A 12,332-nucleotide genomic window follows, 5' to 3' on the forward strand; every position below is an offset into this window, starting at 1 on the left:
ACTGCGCGCCGGTACTCAGCTCTGGGCCGGGACGCAGGTCGCGTGGGATGATCGCGGGGTGCGCGTGCTGGTCTCCACGACGGCGGGGGCGGGTCACTTCGGCCCGCTGGTCCCGGTCGCCCGGGCCTGCGTCGAGGCCGGGCACGAGGTGGTGGTGGCGGCGCCGGAATCCTTCGCCGGCGCGGTGGGCGCCGCGGGCTTCGAGCACCGCGCATTCGCCGACGCCCCCGCCGACCTGATGGGGGCGACCTTCGCGCGGGTGCCCTCGATGTCGTTCGAGGAGGCCAACGACCTGGTGGTCAGCGAGGTGTTCGGCCGACTCGACGCCCAGTCCGCGCTGCCCGGTCTCGTCGAGCTCACCGGCTCGTGGCGTCCTGACGCGGTGCTCCGCGAGCCGTGCGAGTTCGGGTCCCTCGCCGCCGCGACCGCAGCGGGGGTCCCCCAGGTGACGGTGGCGATCGGGATGTCCGAGACCACCGAGTTCATGCTGAGCGCGGTGGGGGAGTCCCTCGCCGAGCTCGATGCCCTGGCCGGGCTGCCCGCCGGAGCGGGCGCCGGTGCGATGCTCGCGGCGCCGACACTGACCAACGTCCCCGCATCCCTCGACGAGGCGCACGGCACCGGCAGCACGCCGGGGCCGCCGGTGCTGCGGTTCCACGATGCGTCACTGAGCTCCGCCCACGCCTCGTTGCCCGAGCCCTGGGGCGATCCGTCGGCCCCGCTGGTGTACGTCAGCTTCGGCTCCGTCACTGCCACGCTCGGACCCTTCGCCACGGTGTACGCCGACGTGCTGGACGCCCTCGCCGGCAGCCCGGTGCGGGTGCTGCTGACCACGGGTGCGGGGATCGATCCCGGAGACCTCGACCCGCTGCCTGCGAACGCCAGGGTGGAGCGCTGGTGGAGCCAGCCCGAGGTGATGCACGACTGCGCTGCGGTCGTGGGGCACGGCGGGTTCGGCACCACCATGGCCGCGCTGGCCGCGGGTGTTCCCCAGGCTGTGTTGCCGCTGTTCGCCAGCGACCAGGTGATCAACGCCCAGCACGTGCAGGCCGCCCGCGCCGGGCTCCATGTCGCGGGCGGGCCGCAGGGGATCGGCGCGGTGGCCGAGGCCGTGGCGAGTCTCGTGTCCGAGCCCTCCTACGGGCAGGCGGCGGCCGCGATCGCGCAGGAGATGGCCGAGCTCCCACCCGTCGCCGAGGCGGTCGCCCTCGTGGAACGTGTCGCGGCGGACCAGTGACCTCCCGGATCGAGGCGCTCTGCATCGACGCCCAGGATCCCGTCGCTGTCTCCGGGTTCTGGTCGGGGCTGCTGGGGTGGGAGCTGCGCGAGGATCCCCGAGCCGGGCTCACGCTGCTGCCGGCCGACGACACCGGCTTCCGGATCAGGTTCGTGCCCACCGATGAGGAGAAGTCTGTCCCCAACCAGATGCACTTCGACCTGACGAGCACCTCGCTCGCGGACCAGCAGCGCACCGTGGACAGGGCGATCGCCCTGGGAGCGCGGCACATCGACATCGGCCAGCGGCCCGAGGAGGGACACGTGGTGCTCGCAGACCCCGAGGGCAACGAGTTCTGCGTGATCGGGCCCGGCAACCAGTTCCTGGCCGACTGCGGATTCCTTGGCGCACTCGCCTGCGACGGGTCGCAGGCCACCGGCTATTTCTGGAGCGCGGCGCTGGGGTGGCCGCTGGTGTGGGACCAGGACCAGGAGACCGCGATCCGCTCCCCGCACGGCGGTCCCAAGCTCACCTGGGGCGGCCCGCCGCTGCCACCGAAGACCGGCAGGTACCGGCTCCACCTCGACCTCGTCCCGGCGGCCGACGCGGACCAGCAGGACGAGGTCGAGCGACTACTCGCCCTCGGCGCGACCCGCGTCGACATCGGTCAGGGCGACGTCCCTTGGGTGGTGCTGGCCGACCCCGACGGTCACGAGTTCTGCGTGTCGGCGTCCTGAGGATCAGGTGGGGGTCGCGCCCGGCTTGCCGGCCTCGGCGTACGACCGCACGATCGAGACGTTGAGCGGGAAGTCGACGGCGACGTCGCGGAACAGCAGGCTCGCGGCCGTCGCCGCCGCCTGGTGGGTCTGCTCGGCCACCGCGTCCGCGAGCGCTGCCGGGGTGTGTACGACGACCTCGTCGTGCAGGAAGAACACCAGGTGCGGCCGCGACACCAGGGAGCCGTCCGCGCTCAGGCGCCAGAGCCGGTTGCGCAGGTCGGCGATCCAGCACAGCGCCCACTCCGCGCCGGTGCCCTGCACCACGAAGTTGCGGGTGAACCGCCCGTGCGTGCGTCGCCGGTTGGCTCTCAGGTCCGGGTCGACCGAGGGGTCCTCGACGAGGTGCGCCCACGCCTCGCCCGGGCTCGGCGACCCCCGGCCCAGCAGCGTGTGCACCACCTCGCCCCGCTCGCCGGCACGGGCCGCCTCCTCGACCAGGCCGAAGGCGTCGGGGTATCGCTTGGTCAGCCCGGCGACCAGGCGCCCGCTCTCGCCCCGGGTGGCGCCGTACATCGCCCCGAGCAGGCCCAGCTTGGCGGCGTTCCGGGTGGCCACGGCGCCGTCCTCGACCATGCCCTCGTAGAGGTCGGTGCCCCGGGCCGAGCGGAGCAGCGCCCGGTCGCCGCTCATCCCGGCCAGAACGCGTGGCTCCAGCTGGGCGACGTCGGCGACCACGAAAACCCACCCGTCGTCGGCCACGGCAGCGGGCCTGACCTGCACCGGGATGGAGAGCGCGCCGCCGCCGTTGGAGGACCAGCGACCCGTGGCCGAGCCGGCGGGCTGGTACGACGGACGGAACCGGCCGTCGCTGACCCACTCGTCGATCCAGGCCCACCCGTTGGTCGAGAACAGGTGCGCCAGCTGCTTGTAGCGCAGCAGCGCGGTGATGCCCGGGTGCTCCAGGTGGCGCAGCGACGAGGCGCGGGTGTCCGCGACGTCCAGCCCGGCCCGACGCAGCGCCGCCAGCAGCTCCGGCCTGGAGTCGGGGTTGAGCCTCGGCGCCTCGAACGCGGCACGCACCTCGACGGCCAGCGCCTCCAGTCCCGCCGGCCGGGCGCCGCGCGGCGGTCGCGGCCCGAGCAGGTCGGTGAGCAGCTGCTCGTGGACCTCCACCCGCCACGGCACACCCGCGTGGGTCATCTCGGCCGCGGCGAGTGCTCCCGAGGACTCCGCCGCCAGCAGCAGGCCGAGCCGAGCTGGCTCGCTCGACGCCGCCACCGCTGCGAGCTGACGGGCGTCCTCGAGGTCGGCCCGCAGGTGCTCGGTGACGTCGTCGGAGGCGAACAGGGCCGGGTCGGAAGGCGTCGCCGGCCCGAGCCGGTCCCAGTGCTCCGACTGCGAGCCCTCCAGCAACCGCGCGTCCACGGCGGGTGCCCCCAGCAGCAGCTGGTGGCACAGCCGCAGGTCGTGGCAGCGCTCGACCCGCACCCCGGCCGCCAGCAGGGGCGGGTACCACCGGGCGGTGTCGTCCCAGACCCAGCGCGGCCGGTCCGCCTCGTGCTCGCGCACGTACGCCGGCAGCTCGGCCGTCCCCAGCTCGCGCTCGACCCCGTCGGCGACGACGAGGACCCTGTCTCCCGGGAGTCGCGAGAGGGAGATCCGGGCCATGGGGACACCCTGACACCGGCGGCGTGCACGGGGTCAGCCGGCCATCGGCCCGCCGCTGCGGCCGTAGGAGCACGCCACGATCTCCGCGACCACCGACAGCGCGATCTCGCCGGGGGCCTTGCCCCCGGTGTCGAGACCGGCGGGGACGTGCAGCTTCTCCAGGCCCGCCACGCCCTCGGTCGCCAGGTCCTCCTGCAACCCCGCGGCGCGGCGGCGGCTGGCCATCATCGCGACGTACGACGCGGGGGAGGCGAGTGCGTCCCGCAGGACCTGCGGTGCGTCCGGGGCGTCGTGGTCACACAGCACCACCGCGTCGCCCGCACGCAGCCCGAGTCCGGCCAGTGCTGCGACGCCACGACCGTCGGTGTCCTCATCGATCACGGTGACGTCGCGACCGGCGGTGGTCGCGATCGTGGCGATGGCCTCGGAGATCGGGTTGCGGGTGAGCACCACGACCCGGGCGGGCGCCGGGTTCTCGTCGGACCAGGGCTGCTCGCGCGTCGGCATCGCCCAAGCGTGCCACGCACCGGGCCGACGTCAAGGTGTGCCGCACGTCAGCACGGCGCGGCAGGCCACACCCATCCGGACCGCCCAGGAGATGCCCTCGATCGAGGTCATCAGGTCGGTGTCGGCCGCCGTCATCGTGTTGACGCCCAGGACCTTGCCGTGCCGGTCGAGCAGCGGTCCACCGGAGTTGCCGGGGTTGATGCCCGCGTCGGTCTGGAAGAACTCCTTGGACATGTTGGAGACGACGCCGACGGTGACGCTGTCCTCCAGCCCCAGCGGTGCTCCGATCGCCACCACCGAGTCCCCCTTCTCCGGCGTATCGGCAACCTCGAGCGGGGGGAGGTCGGCATCGAGCTCGAGGAGAGCCAGGTCGTGCTCCTCGTCCCAGGAGACGAGCCTCGTCTCGTACGTCGTGGACGCCCTTCTGGAGCCGACCTCGAACTCGTCGCCCATGCAGTCGGAGACCACGTGATGGTTGGTCAGGACCGACGTCGTGCTCTCGGTGCTCTGGGCCCCGCTCACGGCGAACCCCGAACCCTGGCTGCCGCCACACTCGACGACGACCACGGAGGGCAGCGCCGCCTTGGAGACCTTGGCGATGTCGATGGTGCGCTCGGCCTGGTCCCGCACGGTGGAGTCGAGCTCCCCGACGGAGTCGAGCAACGCCCCCACGTCGTCCTTCATCTGGCTGACCTCGCCCTGGAGCCGCGACGACGACCCGGCCATCTCCGAGAGGGCCTTCCGGCTCGCCTCCTGCTCCTGGGTCAGCCGGAGGACGCGCTGGTCGAGCTCCCTGGTCCGCGCGCGGGACTGTTTGTCCTGGTCGTGGAGCGCGTACAGCCCGGCCAGGACGGCCAGCAGCCCGATCATCAGCACCAGCACGATCAGGGGGAGCGCTCTCGTGGTTCTCGAACCGGCAGGTTGCCACTGTCCCGACATGTTTCCGTCACCCCTGACCCGATCGGCGTCAGCAAAGACTTGGGCACGGAGGGCGCAGCCAGGAATCCCCAGAACAGGGGAGGAGTGGTACGCCGCGGGGGTTCTCGCCGGCTCGGGCTAGGCCGTGCGCAGCACCTTCTCCAGTGCCTTGCCCTTGGCGAGCTCGTCGACGAGCTTGTCCAGGTAGCGGATCTTCTGCATCAACGGGTCCTCGATGTCCTGCACCCGCACGCCGCACACGACACCGGTGATCGAGGACGCCAGCGGGTTGAGCCGGGCCTCGGCGAAGAAGTCCTCGAAGGTGGTCTCGGCTTCGAGGTGCGCATGCAGGGCCGCCTCGTCGAAACCGGTGAGCCACTCGAAAACCTGGTCGAGCTCGGCCCGGGTGCGTCCCTTCCGCTCCACCTTGTTGACGTAGTGCGGGTAGACCGAGGCGACGCTGACGCGGAAGATGCGGCTCATCTTCGCTAGCGTAGGCCCGCGCTCGGACGACCGCGAGCCCCGACTTCCACCGCGAGGACCTCACATCACCATGCTCGTGAACGCGTACGCCGCCCCCGCCGCTGGTGCACCGCTGGCCCCGACCACCATCGAACGCCGGGACGTGGGTGCCAACGACGTCCTGATCGAGATCGAGTACGCCGGGATCTGCCACTCCGACATCCACACCGTCAACGGCGACTGGGGGCGCCAGCCGTTCCCGGTCGTGCCCGGCCACGAGATCGTCGGCACCGTGACCGAGGTCGGGTCCGGGGTCACCCGGCACGCAGTCGGCGACCGGGTCGGAGTCGGCTGCATGGTCAACTCGTGCGGCGAGTGCGACAACTGCCGCAACGGCGACGAGCAGTACTGCACGGACGGCATGGTCGCGACGTACGCCGGCACCGACCGCGACGGCACCACCACGCAGGGCGGCTACTCGACCCACGTCGTGGTGGACGCCGACTACGTCCTCTCCGTGCCCGCCGGCATCGGCTCGGCCGAGGCTGCGCCGCTGCTGTGCGCGGGGATCACGACGTACGCGCCGCTGCGCAAGTGGGGAGCCGGCCCGGGCAGGAAGGTCGCAGTGGTGGGGCTCGGTGGCCTGGGCCACCTGGCGGTCAAGATCGCGCACGCCCTCGGTGCCGAGGTCACGGTGCTCTCGCAGTCGCTGAAGAAGCAGGAGGACGGGCTGCGCCTCGGCGCGGACCACTACCACGCCACCTCGGACCCGGGCACCTTCAAGCAGCTGCGCGGGCACTTCGACCTGATCCTCAACACCGTCAGCGCCGCGATCGACCTCGACCGCCACCTCGGGATGCTCGCCGTCGACGGCACCCTGGTCAACGTCGGCGTCCCGCCCGAGGCGCTCAGCCTGCGCGTGGGATCGCTCATCGGGGCACGTCGGTCCTTCGCCGGATCGCTGATCGGCGGCATCGCCCTGACCCAGGAGATGCTGGACTTCTGCGCCGAGCACCACATCGGGGCCGAGGTCGAGGTGATCTCGGTGGACCAGGTGAACGCGGCCTACGAGCGGGTGCTCGCCTCCGACGTCCGATACCGCTTCGTCATCGACGTGGCCACGCTCGGCTGAGTCACTCGGGGGCCGGCGACGGGGGTCTGGGGGAAGGCCGCTCCCGGCCTCCCGGTAATCTCACATTTTGTGCGCCCATCCCATCCCACGTACGAGCAGCTCGCTGCCCTTCCCGCCTACACCGTCCAGCCGGTGCCGGTGCCGTTCGAGGACGCCAACGGGCACCTCAACGTCAGGCACTACACCGGCATCGCCAGCGAGGGGCTCGATGAGTCCCTGGTCGCGCTGGGGATCCCGCAGAACTGGCCCGCGGAAGGGCACGCCTGCTTCTCCGCCGAGCACCACCTGGTCTACCTCGCCGAGCTCCTGACCGGCGCCAGCATCTCCTCGCGGGTGCGGCTGCTAGGACGATCCGAGCGGGCCGCGCACGCGCTGGTCTACCTCCTCGACGACACCAACGAGCGGCTCAGCTTCGTGATGGAGGAGATCTTCCTGCACATCGACATGGAGACCCGCCTCACCGCTCCCTGGCCCGAGCACGTGGCCGCGGCGCTCGACGCCGAGATCGCCAAGCAGTCCGAGCTGCCCTGGGAGCCGGACGTGTGCGGGGCGCTCGCCCTGCGCTGAGCGCTGGCCAACCGGCAGGCGTTTGCCAGAACGGCAAGCATCCTTGCTTCTGCTCCAGGTGGTCCGCATGCTGTGCTGGAGACGCAGTCCGGCGTCGTACGACGAAGGAGCGGTCACCATGAGTGGGCACCAGCACGAGGACCAGCCCGACCAGCAGCACGGGCACGGCCACGCGATGACCGAGGAGGAGGCCGCCTCCTTCTTCGAGCCCGCGGGCTGGGAGGAGCGGTACTCCGGCGACGCCCAGATGTGGAGCGGTGACCCCAACCCGCAGCTGGTCACCGAGGCCTCGAAGCTGACTCCGGGCACCGCGCTCGACGTGGGCTGCGGCGAGGGCGGCGACGTGATCTGGCTGGCCCGGCAGGGCTGGGAGGTCACCGGTGCGGACTTCTCCGCCAACGGACTGGCCCGCGCGGCCCGGCACGCCGAGCAGGCAGGCGTCGCCGACCGCACCCACTGGTGGCAGGTCGACGCACGCACCTTCGACCCGGCCGGGCATTCCTTCGACCTGGTCAGCACTCACTTCCTGCACCCGCCGGACGGCGGCATGGTCGAGGTGACCCGCCGGCTCACCGAGGCCGTCGCGCCCGGTGGCCACCTCCTGGTCGTGGGTCACGAGCCGTCCGAGGAGCACACCCAGCTCACCGAGAGCCACCGGCGGGCGATGTTCCTCGCCGAGGACCTCCTTCCCGCCCTGCCCGAGGACTTCGAGGTGCTCGTGGCCGAGCAGCGACCCAGGGTGACCACCCGCGACGGTGTGACGATGCACATCGCCGACTCCACCCTGCTCGCCCGGCGCCGTTCCAGCCGCTGAGGCGGCCCGGCACGGGCACACTGGGGCCATGACCGAGACGGTGACCGGTGGCCCGGACGACGCAGGAGTGCGCGACGCCGCACGGCTGCTGCACGACTTCAACGTGGAGTACGACGAGCCCTCGCCGCCGCCCCAGTGGCTGGCCCATCGGCTCGCCGAGCTGGTGGCGCAGGACCAGGTCACGGTGCTGCTCACCCGGGAGCCGGAGGAAGGTGCACCGGTCGGCGTCGCGGTGATGCGGGTGCAGCCCTCGCTGTGGAGCACGGCGGGGGAGGCCTACCTGGCCGAGCTCTACGTCGTACCGGAGCACCGCGGGCACGGACACGGCCGGGACCTGATCACCGAGGCCCTGCGGGTCGCGCGGGAGCTCGGCGCCGACTACGCGTTCCTGATCACCAGCGAGGATGACCGGCTCGCCATGCGCCTCTACGAGGCGGCCGGGTTCCGGAGCACCGAGGGCGAGGGCGGACCGGCCATGGTCGCCTACGAACGGGAGCTGTAGCCTCCCCGAGCACGTCACCGATCCCGGAGGATCCGCATGGCCCAGCTCCGCACCGTCCCCGTGAGTCCAGTCCCCGTGACGCGCGCAGCCGTGCGGTGGTCGCTCGGCCATGCGCTGCCGCGTGCCGTGCTCCGGCGGGCCGCCAGGCAAGGCGACCTGCACGGGCGGATGTTCGTCGCCACCCACTCCGGCCGGGGCAGCGACCTCGACCCGATCCTCGACGAGCTGCGGGAGCAGGGGCCGGTCTACCGGGGGAGGTACGCCGCGGTCAGCGCCGACAACGCAGCGGTGCGGGAGCTGCTGTCGAGCCCCGACGCCCGCGCCGCCTTCGGCACCGTCGAGGGGGAGGGCGCGCTGGGGCGGCTGCAGGCCTGGTCGATGCGGGACGCGCCGCTGGGCCCGCTGACGCCACCGTCGCTGCTGGTGACCGAGCCGCCGGACCACACCCGTTACCGCAAGCTGGTCTCGCGCGTCTTCAGCGTGCGCGCGGTCGAGCAACTGCGCGCCCGGACGCAGGAGATCGCCACCGGCCTCCTGGACCGGATCGACCCGAGCAGCCCCGCGGACATCGTCGCGTCGTACTGCAGCCTGCTGCCGGTCACCGTGATCGCCGAGATCCTCGGGGTCCCGGAGAAGGACCGCGACCAGGTCCTCCGGTTCGGTGAGGCCGCCGCGCCCAGCCTCGACCTCGGCCTGTCCTGGCGGGAGTTCCGCCACGTCGAGTCCGCGCTGCGCGAGTTCGACCAGTGGCTCGACCAGCACCTCGCGGGCTTGCGACGGCAGCCGGGCGACGACCTGCTCAGCCAGCTCGTCGCCGCCCAGGAGGACGGCATCGGGCTCACCGACGCCGAGCTGAAGTCCACGGCCGGGCTGGTCCTGGCGGCCGGCTTCGAGACCACCGTGAACCTGCTCGGCAACGGCATCGCGATGCTCGCCGCTGACCCCGACCAGCGAACGGTGCTCGCCGAGCGCGCGGACCTGTGGCCCAACGCCGTCGACGAGGTGCTCCGCCTGGACCCGCCGGTGCTGCTCACCGGGCGGATGGTCAGGGCCGACACCGAGGTCGGTGGTGTCGCGATGCGCCGCGGCACGGTGATGGTCGGGCTGCTGGTGGGCGCCAACCGTGACCCCGGAGTCTTCCCCCGGCCCGAGACCTTCGACGTCGCCCGGGAGAACGCCCGCGACCACGTCTCGTTCTCCGCCGGCCGGCACTACTGCCTCGGCGCGGCGCTCGCCCGGATGGAGGGAGAGGTGGGGCTGCGCACACTGTTCGAGCGCTACCCCGACCTGCGCCTCGAACAGGGCGCCACCCGCAGGCGGACCCGGATCCTGCGCGGCTACGCGCAGCTGCCGGTCACGCTCAGCCCTTGAGCAGGGCAGCGACCTCGGGCGAGGAGTAGAACGGCTCGAGCTCGGCGCGCAGGACCCGTTCCAGGTCGCCGCTCTCGCGCAGCACCTCGACGACCCGTGGGGCCACCCGGACCACGTCCTCGACCAGGTCCTCCTGGTCGAGGTCGAGCTCCTCGAGCAGCTCGGTCGCGGTGCGCTGCCCGAACCGGTCGAAGAACCCCTCCACGACCACGTCCGCCAGCCGTGCGACACCTTCGTCGCGGCCCTGTTCCTCGGTGAGCAGGTCCCAGGCCTCCAGGACGGCGTCGTGGGTGGTCGGGTCGCGGAGCGTCTCGACCAGGATCCGGTTGAGGCGGCGTACGGCGAAGGTGCCGCCCTTGCCCATCGTGTCCCCGATGAGTCCCTCGAACTGTTTGTCGGCGGCGCCCATCATCTTCGAGGCGGCGCTGGTGCCGAACGACATCAGCGACCCCAGGCCGGGGACCTTGTCGGTGACCGCCTTGTTGGCCTGGAGCACCTCACCGACGATGCGACCCATGAACCGCGAGGCCATCAGGCCGACCTCCGGGCCGGTGGTCAGCTGCTCGAGGGCCTGCTCGACCACGGGCAGGTGCCCGGGAAGCTCGTCGAGGACCTGTTCGAGGTGCTCCCTGCGCAGGGCGTGGTCGAGGGCCCCGACCACCACGGTGGTGACCGCGTCCCGGTCGAGGAGGTCGTCGAGCCGGTGCTGTCCGACGGCGCCCAGCAGCTCGGTGGCGAGATGGGACAGCGTCGGTGCGAGCAGGTCGCCGCTGAGCCGGTCGAGGTGGTGCGCGACCTGCGCGTCGAGCAGTCGCCGGGCGGTCGAGTCGTCACGCGGGGCAGTGGAGGGCACGGGCAGACGCTACGGGAAGGACGGTCGTCAGTCCGTGACCCGGTCGCCGCCGGCGTACACCACGCAGCGCGAGGCGCGGGTGAACCCGGCGAGCAGGAGCCCGGCGTCGCGGGCCAGCGAGGTCGCCAGGGAGGTGGGGGCGCCGACGGCCACGATCGCCGAGACCCCGGAGACCACGGCCTTCTGCACCAGCTCGAAGCCCACCCGGCCGCTGAGCGTGAGCACCGGCGGCACCGGTTCGCGGGCCAGGATGCGGGCGCCGACGGCCTTGTCCACCGCGTTGTGGCGCCCCACGTCCTCGCGTACGACGACCGCGGCCCCCGTCGCGGTGAACAGGCCGGCCGCGTGCAGGCCTCCGGTCCGGTCGAACCCGGGCTGGTGCTCGCGAAGCCGGTCGGGCAGGGACAGCAGCACGTCGCGGGCCAGGGTCACCGGCTCGGCCGGCCTGGCGGCCGCGAGCACGTCCTGGACCGTCTCGGTCCCGCACACCCCGCACGCCGAGTTGACCAGCCGGGCGGTGGGCAGCGTCAGCGGAGGAGCGGCGAGGTCGACCGTGACGACGTTGAACTCCTCGAGGTCGGAGAGCGTCGAGTCGGTGCAGTACTTCACCGCGGCGATCGCCTCAGGCGTGGTCACGCCCTCGTGGACCAGCCAGCCCGCGGCGAGCTCGAAGTCCTGCCCGGGGGTGCGCATGGTGACCGCGACCCGCTGGGCGGGCAGGCCCGGTGCCGCCACCCGGATCTCCAGCGGTTCTTCGGTGGCCACCCGGTCCTCGTGCTCGAGCCGGGAGCCGTCACGGTGCTCCACGACGCGGATGCGCACCGAGGGGCCTGGCCGCCTGGACTTCATCGTGCTCACGTGGCCGACTCTAGACGCCGACACGGGGGCGGACCCGGGGGCTGGGACGGTTGCGGACTACGGTGACGCCATGACGGAACCGTTCGGCGACCGCGTGCGTCCCATCCCCATGGTGCGCAGACTGGTTCTTCTCGTGGTTGCCCTCGTGGCAGCGGTCCTGCTGGCAGGGTGCGGCTCGGCCGGGGACGGCACGTCGACGTCCGAGTCGACGTCGACGGAGGCCTCGGTGCCGCCCACCCCGACCGGTTCTCCGACCCTGCCCGCCGGTGAGCCCCCGGTGACCGAGTCGTTCAAGGTGGACGTGCCGGGGCTGCAGGGTCCGTTGTTCGCCATCCGCCAGGACCACCCGCGTGGTGGGTTCCAGGTCCGGCTGTTCGCACCCGACGAGGGGGCCTGGACCGAGCTGGAGGTCGAAGGACGTCCGCTGGTGCCGTTCACGGCCACCGACGTGCAGGAGCACCCGCTGAGCGTCGACTGCGGGACCGGGGGAGTGGTGGTCACCGAGGCGGTCCCGCACAAGCCGGCCGGCTCCTCGCCCACGTGGGACATTCTGCGGACGTCGTACGCCGTGGACGGCAGCGTGGTCACTGCGACGCCCACCGAGCGGGTCGAGGCGGACGTCGCGCCCGGCGAGCTGTCGGGCAGGTGGGCATCGCTTGTGAAGCACACCATGTTCGAGAGCTGCCGCGCCGCCGGCTGACAGGTCAGCCGACGGCGAGGCCCGCCCGATGGTGTCCAGGCCGTG

The 12,332-nt window shown here is 72.5% G+C and carries 14 protein-coding genes; 8 read left to right on the forward strand and 6 right to left on the reverse strand.

What is annotated here, in order from left to right; genetic code table 11:
- Nucleotides 1-58 precede the first annotated feature (58 nt).
- Together AC4BGB_RS00880 and AC4BGB_RS00885 are read left to right on the forward strand one after the other, a co-directional pair.
- A complete protein-coding gene (locus AC4BGB_RS00880) occupies nucleotides 59-1,237 on the forward strand; it encodes a glycosyltransferase (RefSeq protein WP_490544078.1) in 1,179 nt (392 codons plus the stop codon).
- Nucleotides 1,234-1,953 (forward strand): VOC family protein, encoded by a 720-nt coding sequence (locus tag AC4BGB_RS00885; protein ID WP_490544079.1) that lies wholly within the window; start codon nucleotides 1,234-1,236, stop codon nucleotides 1,951-1,953. Before AC4BGB_RS00880 ends, AC4BGB_RS00885 begins: the two co-directional genes overlap by 4 nt.
- A gap of 3 nt (nucleotides 1,954-1,956) precedes the next feature.
- Here AC4BGB_RS00885 and AC4BGB_RS00890 read toward each other — a convergent pair whose 3' ends face one another.
- From AC4BGB_RS00890 to AC4BGB_RS00905, 4 genes are all read right to left on the reverse strand, one after another.
- A complete protein-coding gene (locus tag AC4BGB_RS00890; protein WP_490544080.1) occupies nucleotides 1,957-3,603 on the reverse strand; it encodes a bifunctional 3'-5' exonuclease/DNA polymerase in 1,647 nt (548 codons plus the stop codon).
- A gap of 33 nt (nucleotides 3,604-3,636) precedes the next feature.
- On the reverse strand, nucleotides 3,637-4,110 hold the full coding sequence (locus tag AC4BGB_RS00895) for an XdhC family protein (RefSeq protein ID WP_490544081.1): 474 nt from the start codon (nucleotides 4,108-4,110) through the stop codon (nucleotides 3,637-3,639).
- A 30-nt stretch (nucleotides 4,111-4,140) separates the two neighbouring features.
- Nucleotides 4,141-5,049, reverse strand: a complete 909-nt coding sequence (locus tag AC4BGB_RS00900) for a S1C family serine protease (RefSeq protein ID WP_490544082.1) — start codon at nucleotides 5,047-5,049, stop codon at nucleotides 4,141-4,143.
- 117 nt (nucleotides 5,050-5,166) lie between these two features.
- Nucleotides 5,167-5,511: a DUF2200 domain-containing protein gene (locus AC4BGB_RS00905; protein ID WP_490544083.1), complete on the reverse strand. Its 345-nt coding sequence runs from the start codon at nucleotides 5,509-5,511 to the stop codon at nucleotides 5,167-5,169.
- Between the two features lie 64 nt (nucleotides 5,512-5,575).
- Between AC4BGB_RS00905 and AC4BGB_RS00910 the strand changes: the two genes are divergently transcribed.
- The 5 genes from AC4BGB_RS00910 to AC4BGB_RS00930 all read left to right on the forward strand — a co-directional run bounded on the left by AC4BGB_RS00910 (nucleotide 5,576) and on the right by AC4BGB_RS00930 (nucleotide 9,876).
- Nucleotides 5,576-6,622, forward strand: coding sequence for an NAD(P)-dependent alcohol dehydrogenase (locus AC4BGB_RS00910; RefSeq protein WP_490546764.1), 1,047 nt, complete (start codon nucleotides 5,576-5,578; stop codon nucleotides 6,620-6,622).
- 69 nt (nucleotides 6,623-6,691) lie between these two features.
- Nucleotides 6,692-7,189 carry a thioesterase family protein gene (locus tag AC4BGB_RS00915; protein ID WP_490544084.1) on the forward strand — a complete coding sequence of 166 codons (498 nt, stop codon included), beginning with the start codon at nucleotides 6,692-6,694 and terminating at the stop codon, nucleotides 7,187-7,189.
- 118 nt (nucleotides 7,190-7,307) lie between these two features.
- Nucleotides 7,308-8,003, forward strand: a complete 696-nt coding sequence (locus AC4BGB_RS00920) for a class I SAM-dependent methyltransferase (protein WP_490544085.1) — start codon at nucleotides 7,308-7,310, stop codon at nucleotides 8,001-8,003.
- A 28-nt stretch (nucleotides 8,004-8,031) separates the two neighbouring features.
- Nucleotides 8,032-8,505, forward strand: coding sequence for a GNAT family N-acetyltransferase (locus AC4BGB_RS00925; RefSeq protein ID WP_490544086.1), 474 nt, complete (start codon nucleotides 8,032-8,034; stop codon nucleotides 8,503-8,505).
- Between the two features lie 36 nt (nucleotides 8,506-8,541).
- The gene (locus AC4BGB_RS00930; protein ID WP_490544087.1) at nucleotides 8,542-9,876 is read left to right on the forward strand and encodes a cytochrome P450; all 1,335 of its coding nucleotides are present in this window, start codon (nucleotides 8,542-8,544) and stop codon (nucleotides 9,874-9,876) included.
- Here AC4BGB_RS00930 and AC4BGB_RS00935 read toward each other — a convergent pair.
- Nucleotides 9,866-10,729 (reverse strand): hypothetical protein, encoded by an 864-nt coding sequence (locus AC4BGB_RS00935; RefSeq protein ID WP_490544088.1) that lies wholly within the window; start codon nucleotides 10,727-10,729, stop codon nucleotides 9,866-9,868. The genes AC4BGB_RS00930 and AC4BGB_RS00935 overlap by 11 nt on opposite strands.
- Before the next feature lie 27 nt (nucleotides 10,730-10,756).
- On the reverse strand, nucleotides 10,757-11,578 hold the full coding sequence (locus tag AC4BGB_RS00940) for a formate dehydrogenase accessory sulfurtransferase FdhD (RefSeq protein ID WP_490546765.1): 822 nt from the start codon (nucleotides 11,576-11,578) through the stop codon (nucleotides 10,757-10,759).
- A gap of 79 nt (nucleotides 11,579-11,657) precedes the next feature.
- Between AC4BGB_RS00940 and AC4BGB_RS00945 the strand changes: the two genes are divergently transcribed.
- Nucleotides 11,658-12,287, forward strand: a complete 630-nt coding sequence (locus AC4BGB_RS00945; protein ID WP_490544089.1) for a hypothetical protein — start codon at nucleotides 11,658-11,660, stop codon at nucleotides 12,285-12,287.
- The last annotated feature ends 45 nt before the right edge of the window (nucleotides 12,288-12,332 follow it).

The sequence above is a fragment of the Nocardioides sp. Z30_9 genome, from assembly GCF_058215735.1.

Coding starts and splice junctions, on each gene's coding strand:
- AC4BGB_RS00890 (WP_490544080.1), bottom strand. CDS start 3,603: ATGGCCCGGATCTCCCTCTCGCGACTCCCGGGAGACAGGGTCCTCGTC.
- AC4BGB_RS00895 (WP_490544081.1), bottom strand. CDS start 4,110: ATGCCGACGCGCGAGCAGCCCTGGTCCGACGAGAACCCGGCGCCCGCC.
- AC4BGB_RS00900 (WP_490544082.1), bottom strand. CDS start 5,049: ATGTCGGGACAGTGGCAACCTGCCGGTTCGAGAACCACGAGAGCGCTC.
- AC4BGB_RS00905 (WP_490544083.1), bottom strand. CDS start 5,511: ATGAGCCGCATCTTCCGCGTCAGCGTCGCCTCGGTCTACCCGCACTAC.
- AC4BGB_RS00920 (WP_490544085.1), top strand. CDS start 7,308: ATGAGTGGGCACCAGCACGAGGACCAGCCCGACCAGCAGCACGGGCAC.
- AC4BGB_RS00925 (WP_490544086.1), top strand. CDS start 8,032: ATGACCGAGACGGTGACCGGTGGCCCGGACGACGCAGGAGTGCGCGAC.
- AC4BGB_RS00930 (WP_490544087.1), top strand. CDS start 8,542: ATGGCCCAGCTCCGCACCGTCCCCGTGAGTCCAGTCCCCGTGACGCGC.
- AC4BGB_RS00940 (WP_490546765.1), bottom strand. CDS start 11,578: ATGAAGTCCAGGCGGCCAGGCCCCTCGGTGCGCATCCGCGTCGTGGAG.
- AC4BGB_RS00945 (WP_490544089.1), top strand. CDS start 11,658: ATGACGGAACCGTTCGGCGACCGCGTGCGTCCCATCCCCATGGTGCGC.